Here is a 21787-nt window from a genome sequence, read left to right on the forward strand (position 1 = left end):
TTTTGTTATGTTGTCACTCACAGAGACAAACAAAATGGCACACACACCGATCAATCACACCATCATCCGTAACGGGATCTACTACGTCAGCTTTCGCCTGTCGGGTCATAAATATTTCCGTCGGTCGTTAGAGACAGATAGCCACAGCCACGCGCAACTCTTGATGTCATTTGCATCTCCAGCCATTCCATTAGTCAAACGTGGAACCATTCACCCAGATCAGTTTGGTCAACGTCTTTCTTATTTCAGCAACCGCTTAAAGCAACAGAATGAACAATGGCTGGTTCAACAATTTCTCAGTGATGAACGGCACAATCTTCAGCCGATAGTTGTTCAGGAATACCGCGAGGTTGTTGCGCCTTCAGAAGATGAGGAAGAACAAACAGAAGCACAGTCAAAGGATGTGTTAACACTGGCTGGCGCTTGGAATATGTACAAAAAGGAAAAAGCCCAAAACTGGACGAAGGCTATCTCACAAGCCAATGAGCGCTTTATGGAAGTGCTGTTAATTGTCCTTGGTACAACAACCGATGTCACGACGATCACCAAACAGGACATTAAGCAGGTGATGGAAGTTGTTGAAAACTTGCCTAAGCGTGTTGTTCAGCCTTACCGTTCGATGACTGTCCAGCAATTGATCGAGTGTGATGATGTACCGCCTGAAGATTTGGTTGGCGCAGAGTCAATCCATAAGCATCTGAAGATTTACAAATCGCTGTTCAAAACCTTCCTGACCGATAACAAGGATATTCTGGAGAAGTCTCCGACTGATGGCGTTGTTGCTGCGCCATCTAAGGCGAGGTTTGGCGCATATAGTGCAGCAGAAATGAAAAAATTTGTTGGTTGGGCGCTCAAGCAGCCTAACGGCTGGGAGAAGTGGATCACCTTGTTGTTGGCATACACCGGAGCCAGAAGGGGAGAGATCGCCAAACTGGAGAAGTCACAGATCAAATATGACGAAGACAGCCAGCGACACTATCTGCTGATTGCAGAGGGAGGACAGGGAAAAACCGAGAACGCAACAAGACAGGTGGCGATCCATCCCAAACTGATCGAGTGGGGATTCCTCGATTTTGTTAATCGGCAGTGGAAAGAGAAAATCTTCTCGCCAGTGTCGGGTAAGAACATGCCCAAGATCGGCAAAGTGTTAGCTGACGTTCGCGATCAGCTTGGTATTCCGTACCTTGATGATTATGGACAGCGGCGCTTGGTGCACTCGTTTAGGCACACCATGATATCAACCTGTTTAGGCGGTTGGGTTGGCAACTTAGCGCATCTGCAACAGGTAGTCGGTCATGAGAAAAGCGGATCAGGAATTACCCAGCGTTATCTGCATACATTCCCTTTAATTTCGGTCTGCTATGTGATTGATGGTCTTCGCTGGGAGGGATGAAACCAAGCTTTTGTTTGCATTTGTGATGTCGATCAAAAAGTCTTTAGGATTCTTCTTGAAATACGGGTGCTGGATATTCATATAGTTTGAGTATTCATTTGCAAAAGGGAATTGGAATTATGGCTAATTGCGAAGATCAGCATCGTTACTGGGATTTTTTTGAACAGCTTCCTGACGATCAAGGAGGAATCGGTAGACATAAATGTTGTGGCTGCGCGTATGAAAAAGGTTATGAAGCAGGCATGAGACGTGATGAAACACTTCAGATTAATTTAGATTCTCTTCCTGAAAGTCAAGCTGGAAATGTAAGGCATAAGAGCCCGCATGCTGCCTATGCTCAGGGATATCTTGACGGAATCTCTACATCTTATGGAAAAAGCAATAATTGATGAAATTTATCGAAAGGAGAGGATATGACTAGCCGCAGAATCGCTTATGCTTATTACGATCCAAAATGGGACAAATCAACAATGCCCATTGTAATGCTAAACCGAGTCGAAGTTGAGCCTTTGGAATATGAAGCAGAAATGAAAGGATATCTTCACTGTCCTTCATGCTATGAGCCTTTGTTAAGAGTTCCAGGAGACCCAGCAGTGTCTATCATGGCGAACGGCGCTGACGCTCTTTTTAGACATTACCCCGATGAAGACGCACCGTATTGCCGTTTACGAAGTGGGATCATGGTTGGGAAAAAATACGATAACGAAGCCGAAGCAGCTCAAGCCGTCGAAGATGGTGAACTTATTATCATTAGTGGTTTCAAGCAAGAGCGGCCTCAGAATAATGCAAGACAACAAGATGAAGAACATCCTGAACCGGTTGAAACAGAATTTGAAAGTGAAGATGGGCCGCCAGTTAATGTTCCTGCCTCTAGGCACGAAGGCCAGACCTTCCACCTACCAAGTAAGGTGACAAGTGTTCAATCGTTGTGCACCAATTTTCGGCAAAACTACTATCGAGATATACACGTTGCGGTAGGGGAACATGTTTATCATTATGTTTTAGCGGAGTCTTTGAAGGAGGCCGCTGAGATCGATTCTGAAGATGATATACCCAATTTTTATTTTGGAGAAATTGTACGCATAGATCGATTTGAACATACCAGTCACGTATTTTTGAGGCACCCTAGGCTCGTTGGCAATGTCGATTTCAGAATATCTGCCAGTAATGGTGATTTGGATGCCAGAGGAATTACTCAGGCAAATGCATTGAGACGAATTCTGCTCTTTTTTGGAAAAATAGACTCATGTGGTGCAGGGTACTGGTCCAAAGATAAAACGTGGGGAGAAATTGCCGTACTTCCAGCGAAGTATGAGGATTTTCTTCGTGCAAACTACAGACGTGATGAATAGTGACTATCAATAGTTGCGCTAAAATCGTTGGCAAATAATTTAGGCTGCTCAAGGAGCGGTAGGCCGGAGAAACATGCATATTTCAAAACTGACTTTGGTCAACTATAGGAACTTCAAAAACACGTCTCTCCAGTTTCACAAGGGAGTGAACACCATTATCGGGGAAAACGGCTCCGGTAAATCTAACATCCTGAGAGCTATTCGCCTCCTACTTGACGACACCATGGTGCGTGCTGCCTATCGCCTAGATGAGTCTGATTTCAGCCGCTCACTGGGTCAATGGCAGGGGCACTGGATCATCATCAGCATGGAGTTCGAGGAAATCACTAGCGATGAATCAGTTCAGGCGCTCTTTCTCCATGGGACAGCTTCTTTGGATGCTGAGCCGATCCATAAAGCCACCTATAACCTGATCTTCCGGCCTAAAAAAGATATTCGGCTGAAGCTGGCTGCCTTGGACATCTTTGAGGGTGAGCAACTCACGGAGATCCTTGATGCAATCACAATCGATGATTACGAAACCATTTTCACGGGACGGAGCTGGGCGGACTTCAGCAATCCTTTGGTGTACAAAAAAATCGTTGGCGATTTCGATAACTGTATCTTCTCGTCTGAGACGGAATTTCCAGAAATCGGGGCAAAGGTGCCCGGTTTCCTTTCCGTTACGAAAGAAGTATCGCTGACCTTCATCCAAGCCTTGCGGGATGTTGTTTCTGAATTCCACAACAACCGCACTAATCCATTATTGACCCTACTTAAAAGCAAGAGTGGAGAAATCAATCCAGCGACGATGGAGCCTATCACCGAGATGGTCCACGAACTCAACGCCTCGATCGAAGGGCTAGAAGACGTTCAGTCAGTTCGCAATCACATTCGTGAAACCATCAAGGACGCCGCTGGTGAAACCTACTCGCCAGCGTCACTTTCGATCAAATCTGATCTTCCAGAAGAAGCCGATAAGCTTTTCCAGTCTCTCAGACTGTTCGTGGGTGAATCAGAGGAAGGGTACGAAGGGGCAATTCATGAGCTGAGCCTAGGCGGAGCCAATCTCATCTATTTGACTCTCAAGCTACTTGAGTTCAAGTACCAGCGCGAAAAACTGACAATCGCCAATTTCCTCCTAATCGAGGAGCCGGAAGCGCACATCCATACACACATTCAAAAGACCCTGTTCGATCGCATTGCATATAGCGACGCGCAGATCATCTACACGACTCACTCCACTCATATCTCCGAAGTGAGTAATGTAAGTAATATCAATATATTGGGCCGTCATGGGGCGTTCTGCGAGGCCTATCAGCCAGCCAGAGATCTTGAGCCTGTTCAGATAAACAGTATCCAGCGTTATTTGGATGCCGTGCGTAGCAATCTGCTCTTCGCTAAAAGCGTGATACTCGTCGAAGGTGATGTGGAGGAAATTCTGATACCAATCCTAATTAAGCGAGTATTGGGAGTAAGCGTTGATGAGTTAGGCATCAGTGTTATCAACATTCGTAGTACAGGCTTCAAGAATGTTGCGGTACTCTTCCATAACATCCGCATTAAGAAGCGATGCGCCATCATCACTGATTTGGACCAAGCCTTCTTTGACGTTACCCTTCAGCCAACTGATTCTGGAGGTATGGCTAAGGCAAAGGCCAAAGCCGCTGGGTCCCAGAAAGCTGGTTTAGAACGACAGGTCGATCTAAACGAGTTCACTGCAGATAATCCATGGCTTGTAACTTTCTACGCCAAACATACGTTCGAGGTCGATTTTGTCGCAGCCGGTAACCATGAGGCCGTTGTCCAAACCATTCCTACAGTCTACAAGGACGAGGAAACTAGGAAAGTGGCGAAACAGCAACTCCAATCTGGAGACCTGTCACAAATGGGTAATCGTACACTGACGATGGCAAAGCAAGAGGGTAAGGGGTGTGTAGTGGCATAGTGAATTTGGCCACCTGAATAGAGGTGATATCATCACCTCATAGTCAAAACAGGTGACATTATGACCGGACGTAACAGACGCAATTTTAGCCCCGAGTTTCGCCTCGAGGCTGCCCAGCTTGTACTCGATCAGCATTACACCGTTGCCGCCGCTGCCACTGCGATGAATGTCGGCAAATCCACGATGGATAAATGGGTTCGACAACTGAAAGAAGAGCGAGCGGGAAAATCACCCATAGCTTCACCCATGACACCTGAGCAGATTGAAATACGTGAGTTGAAGAAAAGACTTCAACGCGTTGAAATGGAAAGGGATATATTAAAAAAGGCTACCGCGCTCTTGATGTCAGACTCCCTGAACAATTCTCATTAGTTGAGAAACTCAGGGCGCGGTTTCCTGTTGCCGTTGTGTGCAACGTGTTTGGGGTTCATCGCAGCAGTTATAAATACTGGCGGCAGCCCAGGAAGCCTGACGCCACGAAAGTGGCATTACTGAGCCTTGTGCGTGAAGTTTATCACGAAAGTAACGGTTCAGCAGGAGCGCGAAGCATTGCCGCAATGGTCACCACCAAAGGTATAAAACTGAGCCGCTGGCGGGCAACAAAGCTGATGAAAGCGCTCAATATTATCAGCTGTCAGCAACCTGGCCATCGTTATAAGAAGGCGTCTAAGGAACACATTGAGATCCCTAATTATCTGGATCGCCAGTTTGCTGTTACCGAGCCTAATCAGGCTTGGTGCGGTGATGTGACTTATATCTGGACGGGAAAACGCTGGGCTTATCTGGCTGTTGTACTCGATTTGTTTTCCCGTAAACCGGTTGGCTGGGCGATGTCATTTTTCCCTGATTCCGCACTGACAGGTAAAGCCCTGTCGATGGCCTGGGAAGCACGGGGGAAACCGGCTAATTTACTGTATCACTCGGATCAAGGCAGTCACTATACCAGCAGGAATTTCAGACAGTTACTGTGGAGATATCAGATAAAGCAAAGCCTGAGTCGCCGGGGAAATTGCTGGGATAACAGCCCAATGGAACGGTTCTTCAGAAGCCTGAAAACAGAGTGGGTACCGGATAATGGCTACGCGAATTTTAGCGAAGCCAGCACGGCAATAACGAATTACATCACAGGATATTACAGCCAGCTCAGACCTCATCAATATAATGGTGGTTTGACGCCGAATGAATCAGAACGATTGTTCTGGAAAAACTCTAAAGCTGTGGCCAGTTTTTGTTGACCACTTCAGAAATTTGACGATTACCCAGTGATTTAAGGCGCAAAGAAGTGGTATTTTGTGTCATTAAAACCCATGATTGTATACACATAACGAGTACACGAGGTTTTTATGCAATCCATCAACTTACGTACCGCACGCGGCAACCTTACTGAAGTGCTCAAAAATGTTGAAGCCGGGGAAAAGGTTGAAATCACCCGCAGAGGCCGCGAGCCAGCTGTAATTGTCAACAAGGTTACTTTCGAAGCCTACAAAAAAGCGACGCTGGATGCCGAATTTGCATCCCTGTTTGACACACTGGATTCCACCAACAAGGAACTGGTTAACCGATAATTAGGCATATATCACCGGAAGAGCTTATTGCGCTTCATGATACAAATATAAGCCACTACGGCCTGCCGGATCCGGGTAGGGCAGAAACCATTATCGGGAGAGCCCAGCCCAGAGTTGTATATGAAGAGATCATCGACCTTTTTGAAGTCTCCGCAACCTACCTGGTGGCTACTGCGAGATGGCGTATCTTCAATTATGCAAATAAGCGCACCGCGCTAAACAGTGCGCTGTTATTTCTGCGCCGTAACGGTGTGCAGGTCTATGATTCTCCCGTGCTGGTAGACCTTACCGTGGGGCGGCCACTGGTGAGATCCCCGTATCTTCAGTAGCCGAAAAGCTACGTGAGTTATATGGGACCAACACTTAAGAAGTGGAGTTATTGACATCCTCCACGCCCTGAAGGCCGTGGATCCCTGCTACGTTCAGGCTGTCGCCTGAATCATTTCGGTGGGTTCCTGCTTCAACGAGCGGCCTGACTGCACCATCTCTCCACAGGCAAGAACGGCGTGCCCCGCCGCTAAAATGTTACGAGCGCCGTTTACATCGGCGTTCGCTGTATATCCACATGCCTGACACTCGAATTTACTTTGTGACGGGCGATTTTCTTTCGCTGTATGACCACAGCACGCGCAACGCTGGCTTGTGTACGCTGGCGGAACAGCCAGTATCTGACCGCCACGCCAGAGCTGCTTGTACTCAAGCTGGCGGCGCATTTCATACCAGCCCTGATCCAGTATCGAACGGTTTAAACCTGATTTTGCCCGGACATTGCGCCCCGGCTGGCTGATCGTACCCGCTGCTGACTTTGACATGTTGCTGACCTTCAAATCCTCAATGACTATCATTGCGTGGTTTTTGCTGACGGTCGTTGTGACTTTGTGAAGGTAGTCCCTACGGATATTTGCGATACGGAAATGCAGTCGCTGTATTTTGCGTTTCTGCTTCTGCCAGTTATTGCTGAATTTGACCTTGCGGCTTAACTGTCGCTGAAGTCTCGCCAGCTTCTTCTGGTTTTTCTGAAAACTGTTTACAGGCTCAAAGACTGTGCCATCTGACAGCGTGGCAAGTTTAGCCACGCCAGCATCCAGTCCGACCATTGATACTGAAGGGTGAACAGGAGTGGATACTTCACTTTCAGTCTGAATACTGATGTACCACTTACCGCAGGACTGGCTGACTGTGACATTTTTTACAACACCCGTGACCTGACGACTGTTCCGGTAGCGCATCCAGCCAAGCTTCGGTAGAAAAATACGGCTGTTTTCCTGATCGAGCTTAACGCCCTGCGGGTAGCGGAATGCATCATTCTGTCCCCGCTTTTTGAATCGGGGAAAAGCAGCCCGCTTCTGGAAGAAGTTTTTGTAAGCCCGCTCAAGGTCTTTCAGTGACTGTTGCAATGGCTGTGATGGGGCATCTTTAAGCCATTGTGTTTCAGTGGCATTTTTCCACTCAACCAACCAGGAAGCCATTTTCGCGTAAGGGATGTATTTATTACCGGCCTCATGATTCTCATTCTGAAGCGCCAGAGCACGATTGAAAACGAAACGACACGCGCCCGCGAAGCGCCTCATTTCACGCTCCTGTTGACCACCTGGTCTTAACTGGAATTTAAATGCCTGTAGTCGTTTCACAGGGCAAATAATACTTTGGTCTGTGAAATAAGAAACCGACATCCGACGCGGAAGGCACTGTGTTTTCCTGATGCAGGTTCACCTGGTCTTTGTCACCAAATACAGACGCCAGATTTTTGACCATGACGCGATAGAAAAACTACGCACTTACTTTTCAAATGTATGTGCTGATTTTGAAGCTGAACTGGTTGAAATGGATGGCGAACAAGATCACGTCCATTTGTTAATTAACTATCCTCCCAAACTGGCGATATCCAGTCTGGTAAACAGCCTCAAAGGCGTATCGAGTAGATTACTGCGACGAGATCGACCAGATATTGCAGCCAGGTATTACCACAAAGGCGTTTTGTGGAGTCCCAGTTATTTTGCCAGTAGCTGCGGAGGTGCGCCAATATCCGTCATCCGCCAATACATTGAACAACAGCAAACACCTGGTTAGGTGAAAAACCGCGCCTTATATCCCCGCCCTGAATGAACTGACCCCATAAACCTGGACGGGGATATAAGGCACACTGGATAATAAAAAAGCTGGATATTTTCCAGGCTATAGCAAAATCATTAATAAAATACTGCGGTAAGAATTACTCTACGACCATAACTATTTTGCCTACCTGACCATTGGCCTCCATATAGCGCCGAGCCTCTGCAATCTCGTCGAGCGTGAACGGTTGCAACTGTCCTCACACCTTGGAAACCAGAATGCCACGGTTAAAAAGGCACTGGGCCAGCTTAAAGAGAGCGATTTTCTGGAATACTCCATAGACAAAGAAAACGTCGATTACGTGCTGAATATTCTGAAGAGAAACATGAAGCCATGATCGATGCCTGATAACGTAGTTGCCTGTGTTACCCGGTATAGTGGATATCCTTCTCCTCTCGCTTTGATTTACCTGGTATAGTGTATCTCCACTACACCGGGTGGCATCAGCCCCATTACCCCGATGCAGTCCATTTTCTTCTGCCTTTTCTGGGTGTTTTGTGTGTATTTTAGCCAAGAATGTGATCCTCACCCGGTATAGTGGATCACGTTATAGCCACCATACCTGATAGCGTGACGGCACGGTTAGGAAACTTTACCTGGTACAGTGTATCGTGAATGATGATCGGCTCTGATAACGTGATGATACTGAAGTGAAAGCTGTACCCTGTGTAGTGGATCCAGTGAAAGTGCGCACCCGGTATAGTGTGCTTCATGGCTGAATCGGAGTTTGCCGCAGGTAGCACTGCATCCATCATCATAACAGACACTGTCCGCAGGACTCGCGAGCCGTATGTGGGGTCGGTTTGGGAAATGGAAAATTTTGTACGTTAAGCGCATTATTTAACTACTCCTGATTTGTAAGGGACTGATTTAAAGTCAGTGGTCATCGCATTTAGGTTATCCGATTGAGTCAAGCCCCCCTAAGAAATGCCATATAGTTTTTTTTCACCGGAAACCTAGATTTTTCCGCGCCCAGTAACCACGGGCGCGGTTTCGTAAACGACCGGTTGAGAAACAACGATTTTGATGCTGAAACCTGCCACATAACCCGTAACTTATTCAACATCATACAAATCAGATTGTTTTTAAAACGAAATACCCTCCATTACTTACAATGTTTTTCCTATAAGTCCGCTTTCTAATTTTTTATCACAACGACATGTAACAAAAAATGTAACTGTTACAGCGAGTTATCAGTGCAAAGGCACACATCCGCACCAGGCAGTCATCACACTCATTGCATTGATCTTAACCAATAAAAGATCACATACGAAACATTCAACCACCAAGGAACCTATTTATAGTTAATCCCCCTGTAAATGACGACATAAGCAGTGAACAAAAAAACCTTTACCCCAATACTTAGAGATGCGCCCTGTTACAGATCAGATTAAAATTCTTAATAAAATTCCAATTATAGATTTTTGATCTGCGAAGTTGATATTTTTTAGCAAAACGTTCTATCATCGCTTTGTAAAGATACCTCGTGGTAACTATCACCACTGCCCAACAAAGGGAATGATATGGCAGATTCCAGCTTCCAGAATGAAGTGCCAAAAGCACGCGTCAACATCCAGCTCGACCTGCACACGGGTTCTGCCCAAAAAAAAAGTAGAGTTGCCCTTAAAACTTCTCGCGGTGGGAAATTTCAGCAACGGTAAAGAAACTCTCCCGCTTTCTGAACGCAGCAAGTTAACTATTTCAAAATACAACTTTAATAGCGTTCTATCCGGGCTTAACCCAGAGGTTAGTATTGATGTTGCTAACACCCTGAGAGGGTATGGACGTCAATCTGTCGCTGGTATCTCAGATGCCGAAAGCAAAAGCATAAGGTGGGCGTAGAGATGAAAATTTATCGTCCATTGTGGAACGAGGGGGCTTTACTGTCCCCTCAGCAGTTCCAGCAGCAGGCAGAATGGGAGTCTTTTCGCAGCGCCGGTGCAACCGCACTGGTATCTGCATTCCCCTGGGGTGTGGAAAAGATTGAGTTTAACGACAGTCTTCTTTCATCGGGTCTGATCCAGATTACGCAGTTACGTCTCTGGCTGGAAGATGGAACGCTGATTGATGCGCAAAGAAGCGATCTGCCCCCGGCGCCACGTGAGTTAGATGACAGTCAGCTGGCAGGTCTTGATGCAGTAACTGTCGTTATCGCACTGCCGCATATGCAGCCGGGTGTTGCCAACGTTGAGCAGGAAGGCATCTTCCCGGATCGACCGCTTCGCTATCGCGAAGAATGGGTGACGTTACCAGATGCATTTGGACCTGAAGAAGAATCAATGGCAGTTGCCCGGTTCAATTTCTCCATCCGGTTTGCCCATGAAAGTAATGATTCCTGGAAAGTCTGCCCTGTAGCAAGGCTAATCCGGGACGGACATAATGCGTGGCTACTGGACCCGTCTTTCATTCCTCCCGTTGCGTCATTTTCGGCAAGCCCGGTTCTTCGTGAACGTCTGGTGCTGCTAAATCGCCAGTTACGTTCCCGACGCCAGCGTCTGATGACAATGCGTCGTGAGAGCAACGAGAGACTTGCCGATTTTGCCGTCGCCGATGTTTCCCTTTTCTGGTTGCTGAATGCGCTAAATTCCCACGCCAGGGTGCTGACGGAATACGAACGCTTTCCTTCCCGTCCGCCTGAACAGGTGTGGGCTGAGCTTGCACGCCTGGCAGGAAGCATGCTGACCTTTTCCCTGGACCATGATCTCGACGCCATACCGGGATATGACCACGAGGAACCCGCCAATACGTTTCCTCCGCTGTTTGACCTGATCTCGGGGTTACTTGAGGCAAGTCTGCCATCCCGGGTCATTGCTCTGGAAATGTCCCGTCCGGACGGCCAAACCTGGAAAGCAAACCTTCACGATATTCGTCTGCGCGAAGAGGCGGACCTCTACCTCTCTGTTCGCTCAGACATACCGGCCTGGCAGGTTGCCGATAAATTCCCGGCACTTTGTCAGGCGGGTTCACCTGATGACGTCAATGAGATCTATGGTGTTGCACTCAAGGGGATCCCTCTGATCCCTGTCAGCAGGGTCCCGGCGGCTTTGCCTGTACGCATGGAAAACCAGTACTTCGCGCTTGATATGGAAAGCCCCGCTGCGCATGAAATGCAGGAGCAGGGCGTGTGTATGTTCTACGTGCCTGAAATGCTTGGCGCACTGGAACTTGAACTGTTTGCGGTATTGCGCTCATGAAACAGGATATCGATATCGACCAGCTGATGACAGAGACCTGGCTCACCGTCACCATGCTGAAGAAAGGCGCCGTCACGCTCAATGGTAGTGCGCTTTACGACAAGTGCGTTAAACAGGTTGAAAGTGTGCGGGAAGCGCTGGAACGTGCCGGTTATGACGAGGACAGTGTCGGGCATATTTCCTACGCACAATGTGCCTTGCTGGACGAGGCGGTGATGAGCCGTAAGCCTGAAAAGTGCGAGGAAGGAGAAGAGCCGAAAATTGATGAGGGCCAGGTGGCATGGCGTAAAGTCCCGCTTCAGGCACGATTTTTCGGATCACTTCGAGCAGGTGAGGCTCTGTGGGATAGCATTGCAGAGGTCCTGCGTCAGCCCTCACCGAACCCGGCCGTTTTGACGTGTTATCACCGGGTAATTGCACTGGGTTTTCAGGGGGTGTACGGACTGAAGGCGGTCAGTCAGGCGCAGCGGGATGAAGTCGTCAAAGCCCTGTCTGAGCGATGCTCTCCGCCTGATGCAGGCCTGTCTCTGATTGTTTACCGGATGGGGAAACATCGCTGGAGTCTGATGCGTTCAGTCTGGTTCTGGATAGCACTTGCCATCATCCTTACCGGTGTTATCTGGTGGGGCGGTCATCTGTGGCTCCAGGCACTCTTGTCAGCACAAATACCGGAGCTACGTAACTAATGCGTAGATCAGTCATTATTCCGGTTGCCCTGCACACCTTTGCAGCTGTTGCCACATTGCTGTGGTTGCTCTGGTATTTCATCCCAACAGGGAACGTGTTTAAAGGCCTGACCACGGTGCTGATCCTCCTGCTGGCAGGCTGGTATGTTTTTAAGAACTACTGCCGGGAGCAGTCGGTATCCGACACCTCCATTTCAGCTGCTGACCTGCCACTACTCGACACCCAGGGCCCCGTTGTACTGGTATGCGGTGACAGGCTGGGTGCGCTGTTTCAGGGGAGTCCTCTGCGTAAAACAGCTCAGGGTTGGTGGCTCCGGGCCGATGACGTCAGCCGGTTAACGGATGTTGTCCGCAGCATACAGACGCAGTTCCCACGCCAGGTCGGTCAGCTTTCGGTTATGTACCGTTGCCTGCCAGACCATCATCAGGATGAAGCGGTTCTGCGCTCCACATTAAAGACGCTCCGCCAGCAGAGTAAACAAATCAAAACTCTGACGGGTTTCACTCTACCGGTTGTGGTGAGTGCCGAATTCTCCGGACCTGAGACTCCGTGGATAATCGTTCGTGGTGACAAGCCGATTGTATGTCCGGTAAATGATTCGCCGCAGGCTTTCATCGACTGGTTGCAGGCTAATGACAATATTACGGCGCTACCCGTAATCAGTCAGGCATTTTCATTTATCCGTAAAATCCTGACTGATGAACTTGAGAAACCTGATCGGTTAACCCCTCCTGAACGAGCGTTTTCCGTGGCACTGCGCCTCGGTACCGTCCTTCCCGAAACCCAGTCAGTCTGGGCCGACTGGCTATATTCCCGCACCTGTTTGCAGTTTTCCCGAAAGCCTGGGCAGACAGATCCGGTAAGTTTATTTCCGGATGCGGTTCTGCCGCTGCTGGCACCTTTTGCATCACCGGTGCAGGGGGGGCACCGTACCCGTCGCCTGGTCCTGCTGATGTGGGTGTGTGCTCTGACCGCATTGGGTATTTCTGCGCTCAATAACCGTGACCTGATCTGTCAGGTGAGCACCGATTTGCAGCGCTGGAATGCAATCCCGATGAACCACTATCGCCCTAAAGCAGAATCACTGGTCGCCCTGAAGCTGGATGCGCTCCTGCTTGAACGCTGGCAGCGTCAGGGAGAGCCTTTGCGTTACAGCCTGGGCTATTACCCGGGGCTACGCCTGTGGCTGGCCGTGCAACAGGCTATCGATACCTGGACTCCACCAATACATAAACCAGTACCTAACCAAAAACCAGTACCGAAAATTGTTCGTCTCGACGGCATGTCGCTGTTTGATTCCGGCAAATCGGCACTCAAAGACGGCTCTACCAAAATACTCGTCAATGCACTGGCGGGGGTCAAAGCCAGACCAGGCTGGCTCATCGTGGTCAGTGGCCACACAGACAATACCGGCAGCGTTCAGCTCAACCAGACCCTGTCTTTACAACGAGCGGTGGCCGTTCGTAACTGGATGCGTGATACCTGGGACGTACCGGAAAGTTGCATTGACGTGCAGGGTTACGGTGACAGCCGACCGGTTGCATCAAACGACACGCCTGATGGCCGTGCGCATAACCGCCGTGTCGAGATCAGTCTGGTACCCCAGGCTGACGCCTGTCGTCTGCCTGGGGTACAACACGCGTCACAGGATGTACGTGACTAAGACTCTGGCGGGCAGATCCTTTCTGCCCGCTTTTTTTTACTCCGCACAGCGCCTGTCAGACGGACGCTTTGCAGAGCAGTCTCACAATTTATCGGCATGAACCTTATGGGCATCGGTTGACGGCCAGGGGCGGTAGCGTGCCTGAACAAGAGGGAACGACATGGAACATCATTCAGCAGTCCTGCTACGACGACTTACCCCTTATTGCACCAGAGTACTGGAGGGGGCGGCTTTTTTATGTCAGTCCCATGCGCATACAGAAATCACGCCTGAGCACTGGCTGCTGAAACTGCTGGAGCAGGCAGAAGGAGAGCCGTCATGAGCAGTTCCCTCTCCAACAAGGCTACCAGCCTGGTACATCAGCTTTTAGGGCAATCACGGTACCGGGTTGAAGTGCATGAATGCGACCATTTCCTGGATGTGTTACGTTACAACGCCGTTGAATCACTCAGCCAGCCCTGGCGCTATAACGTGGCAGTCACCTGCTCTTCTGCGGATATTGCTTGTGACTCGTTACTGCTGAAGCCCGCTTCATTCACTTTCCAGACACCCGTGTTTGACGGAACTCCGGCCCTGCCGGTCAGGACGGTATTTGGCGTAGTTGAGTCGTTTCGCCGCGTGTCCACCTCGAATGATGAGACCCATTACGCGCTGACGATCGTTCCCCGTATTGCCCTTCTGGACTATACGAAAGGGAGCGAGATCTACCTCAATCAGTCAGTCACTGAAGTGGTTGAACAGGTATTGCGTAAACACGGTCTGGAAGGGCCTGATTTTGAGTTCCGGCTCTCCCGCGAATACCCCTCTCGGGAGCTCATCACCCAGTGGCGGGAAACCGACCTTGAGTTTATCCAGCGTCTGCTGGCAGAAGTGGGCATTTACTGGCGCTATGAAATGGACAGCCGTCTTGAACAGGACGTGGTGATTTTCCAGGACAGCCAGCAGCAGTATGAATTTGGTGTCACGCTACCGTTTCGCAACCAGGCCGGGATGAGTGACAGCGGGCAGGAGAGCATCTGGGATATTCAGACCGCATATAACGTGGTGAGCGGAAGTGTGGCCACCCGGGACTACAACTACCGTGAAGCGCTACAACCTCAGGACAGTGTCGAGAGCATTTTCAGCAAAGAAGGGATCACCACCGGAGAAACGTACCATTATGCTGAACCTTTCCTGACAGCAGGTGACGCTGAAAGCCCGGAGACCGGGGCATACTTTGCCCGTCTGCGTCACGAACGCATTCTGAATGCGCAATATCACGTCACCGGGCATTCCTCCAGCCCTCATCTGGCTCCGGGTCAGGTACTGGAAACTGACGGAACGCTTCCCGATACCGTAAAAGAAGGCATCGTCATCACCACGGTGCGCACCAGCGGCTCACGAAAAAGTAGCTTTACCCTGACCTTTGAAGGTATCCCGTATAGCGAATCCGTTTGCTACCGTCCGGCGCTGCTCAATCGCCCGGTGATATCCGGCTCGCTTCCGGCCCGGGTGGAAAGCACACAGAAAGGTGACACCTGTTCCTGGCTCGACCCGGACGGGCGCTACCGGGTAAAACTGGACTTTGACCGCAACAGTACTGAACAGGGTTATGCCTGTTTGTGGCTGCGGCTGGCCAGGCCCTATGCCGGTGATACGTACGGCTTCCACTCACCGCTTATCGACGGAACGGAAGTGGCCGTCGTATTTGACGGCGGAGACCCAGATCGTCCCTACATCGCCTATGCCCTGCACGACTCAGAACATCCGGACCCTGTCACCAGTGACAACCATACGCGAAACGTGTGGCGTACCCCGGCGAACAATAAGTTGCGGATGGAGGATAAGCGCCAGGAAGAGCATATCAAGCTCGCGACGGAATATGGCAAAACGCAACTGAACATGGGACACCTGGTCAATGGCCAGCGTGAAAAGCGCGGAGCCGGTTTCGAACTGCGAACGGATGAGCATGGTGCTGTACGTGCGGCAAAAGGGCTGTTCCTGACGGCTGATGCCCAGGCCAAAGCCCAGGGACCGGTACTGGAAATGGCCCCTGCGATAAGTCAGATTAACCAGGCCAACAGCCAGATGCAGGCGCTGAACAGCGCCGCTGAAGCCGCCGGAGCGCTGGTCTGCGACATCAATACCCAGATTAGTTTTGTGACCGACAAAATCAGGGACCTCCAGTCTGCGGTCCTGCTGGGTAGCGCTCCGCAGGGGGTGGCGTTTACCTCAGGTGAGCATCTTCAGCTCAGCAGTACCCGCAATACCATGATCAATGCCGGTCAACATCTTGATATCGGTGCGATGAAAAATCTGTCGGTTACGGTGGAAAAAGCCCTGGGTCTGTTTGTGCATAAAGACGGGGCGAAGCTGGTTGCCAACCAGGGAGACATCGAGATTCAGGCTCAGCACAACACGATGGCCCTGTTTTCTGAAAAGCAGCTGACGGTGACCAGCAGTAAAGACGAAATTATTATCAGCACCCCGGAAACGCTGACGCTGAACGGTGGCGGGTCTTACCTGAGGCTGAGTAAGAACGGGATTGAGCATGGTTCATCTGGTGAGTTCATTATGAAAACATCGAACTATCTGGTACCAGGCTCGGGCGCAAATCTTCCCAACGAAACACCCAATTTCAGCCTGACGGATATCACTCAGGAAAGCAAAATCAGCAGTAAGTCTTTCAATGACTGATACAAAAATAGTAAACAGGGAAAATGCACTATGAAACCATGTTTTAAAAATTTATTGCTGTTACTCACTTTTATTTTTGCGACATTTTCAAACCTCAGTTTTGGAGAAAATAATAGCCCAGCGCTCGATGCAAAAAGCCCAGAGTTCGTTGTTAAAGCATTTTACTCTGATTATCTCAAAGCCTGGAATAATCCTGATGTGGAGAGTGGTGCAGAGAAAAGCCAAAACGCAGTTGATACCTATACGACGAAATATCTTCAGAAATTGAATAGTGATAATGATACTGGTGCTGATTATTTCATCAGTGCTCAGGAAATATGTCCAGATTGGGCGGATGAAATTGCAGTTAAAACATCGCCTACGGGCAGTAATAAGGTTGCCGCTGAGTTAACGCTTGGCCATGCTGATAGTGAGTCAAAATATGATATCAGCATTGTTCTCAAGAATGACAAATGGCTAATGGATTCGGTGAAGTTCATATCCAGAAAAACAGGCCATTGCAACGAGAACTAACAGAGAGAGACAATGTTCAATCAAAACAGTGCCATGAGCACCTTAAAATCAAATGCTGCGGCTATTGCTGTTATAAACAAAAAGAATTTTGATAGCTACATTTTTTAACGAATGAGAAGTCAATATGAAATTATCAACCCCCAAAATATTCCATGCTTTCATTTACGCCTTCCTCCTTACTTGTTCACATGCGGCGCTTTCTGCTGAATCTACAAACCCAGCAGATATTGTCCATGATTTTTACTCTGAATATCTCAAGGATGATACAGAGAATAATGATGCAATAATCAAAAAGTACGTATCTGACCAACTGATGAATAGCATCACTGATTCCACAATGTGTAATTATGATTCTGACGATTCTGTTTCTGCATCAGAACTAGAAAAAAAAATGCTCACAGAAACACGAGTGCAAACAATATAAAGGGAACTATATTTGTGACTGGTACGGCGTTTGGGTTGAGTCTGATGTTAATTATTTCACTAAGTCTCAAGATACATACTCCTCCTGGAAGCTGAATATTAAGACCGGTACGATTACGGAAAATGGAAGTAAGTCTGTGGTTGGGGTTATTCTGGGCGATGATTCTGAACCTAAAAACTCACTCAATGTTTCCCTTAAAAAAATCGACAGTAACTGGAAAATCATCAGCGTAACGGAATAAAAAGGCTGAATCCATGTGGAATAATAGTGCATCCGTTAGTTACATAAATAGTCATGTTGAACCAAGAAGTCTTGGGAAGTGCGCTGCATACGTCAGAAGGGCCGCGGAGGCTGGTGGTGTCAAAATTAAGATTCCACCACCAAGGATTGGCAACTCCGCGTCAGCATGTGATTACGGCCCATCTTTTGAGGCCGTAGGATTCAAACCTGTTTACTCTTATACAGGTTCAGGCCCTACAGACACAGCAATTATACCAGGACAACAAGCAGGTGATGTTGTTGTTATTCAACCTATTGATGGGCATCCTCATGGCCATATTGCTTTATTTAATGGGACAAACTGGGTTTCAGACTTTATTCAACTCAGAGGATTCTATCCCGGCCAACAATATCGAAATGAAAAGCCCGCATATATCCTTTATCGTTACAATGACAATACTGCTTCTGATAGTAGTAGCGGAAAAACTCAGCCTATCAAAATAGTATGGCCGATCCCCTCGAACAACCGAGGAAATGAATTTGGGAGCCAGGAAGATATCCTTTCACATTTGAGTGGAGAATCTACCGGACAGTACGCGATTGGCCGCAGTGGCATGTGGCATGGCGGGATCCATATCACGGAAGCAACGACCCCGTGGTGTGCGCTTAGCGGTAAGTCTCCACTTGAAGCGATAGATTTTCCAGTTCCTTTTAAAGGTGAGCAGGCAATTCGATGCATGGCTGACGGAGAAGTGATTGCTTACCGCATCTGCAGGGATTATCTGACGCTTGCATGGGAATCCGGTCCGCTGAACTTTTCCGGTTCGTTTGTTCTGGTTAAACACTTTATTCAACCGGGGGAGAAAGAAACCAGCGGACTGCATTTCTATACCCTGTATATGCATCTTGCGCCGTATTCAGCTTATGAGGCTGAAGCAGAAAATCAATGGGTCATTCAGGATACTCTAAGAGCATATTCTGAAATGGACTGGCTGACGGCGAAACTGACTTCAGATAAAACTTCTCTACAAATTGCAGGGCACATGCCTGAAGGGGCCAGAGTGGAGTGGGACCCTGCAGACAGCAATCTTAACGCCACAGGAAGTAACAAGAGAAAACACGGCCTTGTGACGCTAAAGGGGTTACCAGAAAAAACCAGCAGTACTCTCACTCCCGGTCAGCGCTACTGGATTGTTGTGGATAACAACAATGTTAAGCCAGCGCCGGGGACCGGGCCCGACTGGTGGCGACACTTGCTGCCTCCCGCAAAGGAATCCATGGTATTCGATAAAACAGTAAGTCTCAGTTCTCCATTTGCTATTAAGGCCGGTGACCCGATTGGCCACATGGGCTACTATCAGGCACCAAAGGATGGGGGGTATGAGGCACGATACCAGGTACATATCGAATGCACGAGCATGGATGATAATCTGGAGAAGTTCCTGACCAACCCAGAAAAAGTGGGGGAGAAAAACCCGCTCTGGCTGAAGTATTCTCCTGGCCTTGCTCTCTTCACAAAAGATGTTGCGAAGGGCACCTTCGCCAGGGGCGCGACGTCTACAACGCGGACAGGCATCCTTCCGTTGAGCAAAGTCACAGCTGAAACGGATAAATCAACAAAACAGGAATACTGGCAACTACGGCCAGAAAATGCTTATGCGCCCAAAGGGCAGGCTGAGCCTCAGCTTCTGTCACAGTATGATTTGGCGAAGCTGGGCTTCAGAACTGAAACCTCAGAGCCTGCCAGTTTTGATTACCTGGATGGAAAAAACCAGCCCACTGGATTCTTCCGCAGTCTTATCAACGCACTTTACGAGGCTGCGACCGGTGATACGCGAACCAGTCATGCCCTGGTGAAGCATAATTACCAGCGCCTGCTGGATAAAATTGATAGTGGAAGCGACCGTTACTCTCCGATGGAGTACTGGAGAGCACTTCACAATCCCGACTATCGTGACGTTATTCAGAAAACAATCGTAAAACATCCCAGCGACTGGTACTTCAAAAAGGGCGATGCAATCTGGCAGCCTTTCCTGAATGCGCTGAAGAAAGATGCTCCGGAATGGAAGAAATACAGCGAAGATTTTCTTGATAAAATGGCATGGATGCAGGATGTTTCCACTGAGATATTAGGGCCTTCGTTGTGGCATATGCACCCAATTAAGTTTTTGGCAGCGTTAGAAGTTAAGAGTAGTACTGGATGGGCGCATAGTCCATTTGCTGATTTATTAGGGCATGTTGAATCTAAAAATGATTATACCGCATATAATAAAACTTATCCCCATCCCAACCCAACTCACAGTGAGACTCATTATAAAACAAACTTGACGTCGATGACTATAAGTCAAGTCATGAGTGCACAATTTCGATTTGATATGTTTGCTACAGGGCGTTTTCAAATCATTCCTAGTACATTAAGAAGTGCCGTGGAAGAATTGAAACTAGACGTTAACTCTCTTTATGATGAATCGATGCAGGATAAGATCTTTGAAGAGTATTTAATAAAGATCAAACGAAAACCCATCATTGAATATCTTGAAGGAGATGGAAGCGTAGAGGATGCTATTTACGCTTGGGCGCAGGAATTCGCCTCAGGCGGAGTCAGAAAAGGGAAAACGATTAGTAAAGGTAGAACGGCACATAACGAAGGTGTTTCATATTACTCTGGTGACGGCTTGAATCGAGCACATTTAATGCCGGATGAAATGGTTGAAATTCTTGAGGAATCTAAAAATGAGAACAGATAAAATAGTCCATTATTTGTCTTTACTATTTTTAGTATACTCTCACTTGTCTTATGCAACCCACCAACATAACGATGTTGTTGATGTTAGCAATGGGCCATTTACAAAAGAGTTAGTATTAAAAGGCTCCCAGAACGACTTCTCACCTTGGTGGAAAGAGAATGTCGAGGTAGAGTTAAGCAAGCCAGTCAACTTTGCGGGGAAGTACAGATTATTCGTATCCCCGGGAGGTCATGGTAAAGAGTGCACTCACGATTATTGGATTTGTGGTTGGGTAATTGATAAAACTACTGGTGAAGTTGTTTCGACATTACCAACGTCGCCAGAAGGTGGTAATTGTTATGCTGAGTCTGTTGATAATGGAACGTCAGACGGCCTTAAATTCAAAGTAATTGCCTATGCAGATCGCACATCATTGACCATTATAGGTCGTGCTGTTAACGCGCCATTGCGTGATGCAGACGGAGAATTTTTAGTTCCAGAGTGCAGATCGATTAAATATAATTTCGACGGAATGAATTACGCCATTATTAAAGAAGAAGATAATGGTTGTAATCTTCAAAAAGAAGTTGATGTTTATGGAAAATAATCAAGAATACTGTTAAGTAAAATGTTTGAATTTTAATGAGTCATTGTTTGGACGCTTCATTATGAAATTGGTGTTATGTAATAGAAAGCTACATCGCGTTTGGTAAACAGAAAATAGGAAAACTAAAAAAATGAAAGCCACATAACTGAAGGAAAACAAAGTTAGACGTATTTATTTGCTGCCTAAGCAGAAATAGTAAAATTTATTGAATATAATTATCCAGAGCACTTATGAAAAATTTATTTTTTCTGCTACTAACTCCAGTGTTTTGTAATGCAAACGTTTCTACTGTTTTCAAGTCTTCTTGCAGTGGTATTCAATACAGTATCGAATCATTTTGTAGTGTAAATAATCTTAATGGTGACCAGGATAAACTCGCCATACCAATTTGCAGCAAACAAATATTCATCCTTGGTAAGGAAAACCATGACCTATCAGAGTCTACAGGTTTTGTGGAACGTATTAACATTAAAGGCGAAAAAATAAAAATGATGAATTTCGTTTTCTACGGGGCCACATGTAAAAGTGATAGAATCATTTTATCCGGCGCAGGTGGCTGTAATTCATGTGGTGAAACGTTTAAGACATTTAACCTTTCAGGGAAAGAAATTAATGAGAAATCTACCATGCTAGATTTGGAACCTATGCAGAATATTATTCCCGATCTTTATTAGACTAATAATTGTCATGTTGGGAAAGGATTTAGTAAAGAATATTTATTGTATTCAT

Annotated in this window: 18 protein-coding genes and 2 pseudogenes; 19 read left to right on the forward strand and 1 reads right to left on the reverse strand. The window is 47.7% G+C overall.

Features of this window, described 5'->3' with window-relative positions:
- Window positions 1–34 precede the first annotated feature (34 nt).
- The 7 genes and pseudogenes from CRI63_RS18195 (at window position 35) to CRI63_RS18225 (ending at window position 6604) form a co-directional block, all read left to right on the forward strand.
- The gene (locus CRI63_RS18195; protein ID WP_135520316.1) at window positions 35–1393 is read left to right on the forward strand and encodes an integrase; all 1359 of its coding nucleotides are present in this window, start codon (window positions 35–37) and stop codon (window positions 1391–1393) included.
- A 119-nt stretch (window positions 1394–1512) separates the two neighbouring features.
- Entirely contained in the window at window positions 1513–1782 is a 270-nt protein-coding gene (locus CRI63_RS18200) for a hypothetical protein (protein WP_135520318.1), read from the forward strand.
- A 24-nt stretch (window positions 1783–1806) separates the two neighbouring features.
- A complete protein-coding gene (locus CRI63_RS18205) occupies window positions 1807–2745 on the forward strand; it encodes a hypothetical protein (protein WP_135520320.1) in 939 nt (312 codons plus the stop codon).
- 73 nt (window positions 2746–2818) lie between these two features.
- On the forward strand, window positions 2819–4672 hold the full coding sequence (locus tag CRI63_RS18210) for an AAA family ATPase (RefSeq protein WP_240782762.1): 1854 nt from the start codon (window positions 2819–2821) through the stop codon (window positions 4670–4672).
- A 60-nt stretch (window positions 4673–4732) separates the two neighbouring features.
- A protein-coding gene (locus CRI63_RS18215) for an IS3 family transposase (RefSeq protein ID WP_096247722.1) occupies window positions 4733–5907 on the forward strand; the annotation gives its coding sequence in 2 pieces (ribosomal slippage) (window positions 4733–4991 and window positions 4991–5907; 1176 coding nt in all).
- Between the two features lie 108 nt (window positions 5908–6015).
- Window positions 6016–6237 (forward strand): type II toxin-antitoxin system prevent-host-death family antitoxin, encoded by a 222-nt coding sequence (locus CRI63_RS18220; RefSeq protein WP_135488322.1) that lies wholly within the window; start codon window positions 6016–6018, stop codon window positions 6235–6237.
- Window positions 6237–6604, forward strand: a pseudogene (locus CRI63_RS18225) (type II toxin-antitoxin system death-on-curing family toxin). The gene CRI63_RS18220 and the pseudogene CRI63_RS18225 overlap by 1 nt, the downstream one beginning before the upstream one ends.
- A gap of 55 nt (window positions 6605–6659) precedes the next feature.
- Here the strand turns inward: CRI63_RS18225 and CRI63_RS18230 are convergent.
- Window positions 6660–7868, reverse strand: coding sequence for an RNA-guided endonuclease TnpB family protein (locus CRI63_RS18230; protein WP_135520322.1), 1209 nt, complete (start codon window positions 7866–7868; stop codon window positions 6660–6662).
- 70 nt (window positions 7869–7938) lie between these two features.
- Here CRI63_RS18230 and tnpA point away from each other — a divergent pair, with 70 nt between their 5' ends.
- From tnpA to CRI63_RS18295, 12 genes and pseudogenes are all read left to right on the forward strand, one after another.
- Complete coding sequence (gene tnpA / locus CRI63_RS18235; protein ID WP_167852322.1) at window positions 7939–8307, forward strand: IS200/IS605 family transposase; 369 nt, start codon at window positions 7939–7941, stop codon at window positions 8305–8307.
- Between the two features lie 1565 nt (window positions 8308–9872).
- Window positions 9873–10140, forward strand: a pseudogene (locus tag CRI63_RS18250) (type VI secretion system contractile sheath small subunit); the annotation flags it as partial.
- A gap of 53 nt (window positions 10141–10193) precedes the next feature.
- Window positions 10194–11543: a type VI secretion system baseplate subunit TssK gene (gene tssK, locus CRI63_RS18255; RefSeq protein ID WP_135520326.1), complete on the forward strand. Its 1350-nt coding sequence runs from the start codon at window positions 10194–10196 to the stop codon at window positions 11541–11543.
- Window positions 11540–12229 (forward strand): type VI secretion system protein TssL, short form, encoded by a 690-nt coding sequence (tssL, locus tag CRI63_RS18260; RefSeq protein ID WP_135520328.1) that lies wholly within the window; start codon window positions 11540–11542, stop codon window positions 12227–12229. The genes tssK and tssL overlap by 4 nt, the downstream gene beginning before the upstream one ends.
- Entirely contained in the window at window positions 12229–13893 is a 1665-nt protein-coding gene (locus CRI63_RS18265; protein ID WP_135520330.1) for an OmpA family protein, read from the forward strand. Before tssL ends, CRI63_RS18265 begins: the two co-directional genes overlap by 1 nt.
- Window positions 13894–14053: 160 nt before the next feature.
- Window positions 14054–14215: a hypothetical protein gene (locus CRI63_RS23985; protein ID WP_167852321.1), complete on the forward strand. Its 162-nt coding sequence runs from the start codon at window positions 14054–14056 to the stop codon at window positions 14213–14215.
- Window positions 14212–16569, forward strand: a complete 2358-nt coding sequence (gene vgrG, locus CRI63_RS18270) for a type VI secretion system Vgr family protein (protein WP_135520332.1) — start codon at window positions 14212–14214, stop codon at window positions 16567–16569. Before CRI63_RS23985 ends, vgrG begins: the two co-directional genes overlap by 4 nt.
- 30 nt (window positions 16570–16599) lie before the next feature.
- Window positions 16600–17082: a DUF3828 domain-containing protein gene (locus CRI63_RS18275; protein WP_130224896.1), complete on the forward strand. Its 483-nt coding sequence runs from the start codon at window positions 16600–16602 to the stop codon at window positions 17080–17082.
- A 124-nt stretch (window positions 17083–17206) separates the two neighbouring features.
- Window positions 17207–17506 carry a hypothetical protein gene (locus tag CRI63_RS24470; protein WP_240782763.1) on the forward strand — a complete coding sequence of 100 codons (300 nt, stop codon included), beginning with the start codon at window positions 17207–17209 and terminating at the stop codon, window positions 17504–17506.
- Window positions 17507–17760: 254 nt separating this feature from the next.
- On the forward strand, window positions 17761–20472 hold the full coding sequence (locus tag CRI63_RS24480) for a hypothetical protein (protein WP_240782764.1): 2712 nt from the start codon (window positions 17761–17763) through the stop codon (window positions 20470–20472).
- Window positions 20459–21058 (forward strand): hypothetical protein, encoded by a 600-nt coding sequence (locus tag CRI63_RS18290; protein ID WP_130224890.1) that lies wholly within the window; start codon window positions 20459–20461, stop codon window positions 21056–21058. The genes CRI63_RS24480 and CRI63_RS18290 overlap by 14 nt, the downstream gene beginning before the upstream one ends.
- 230 nt (window positions 21059–21288) lie before the next feature.
- A complete protein-coding gene (locus tag CRI63_RS18295; protein ID WP_130224888.1) occupies window positions 21289–21732 on the forward strand; it encodes a hypothetical protein in 444 nt (147 codons plus the stop codon).
- Window positions 21733–21787: the final 55 nt, after the last annotated feature.

It is taken from the genome of Escherichia sp. E2661 (genome assembly GCF_004745185.1).
GTDB lineage: Bacteria > Pseudomonadota > Gammaproteobacteria > Enterobacterales > Enterobacteriaceae > Escherichia.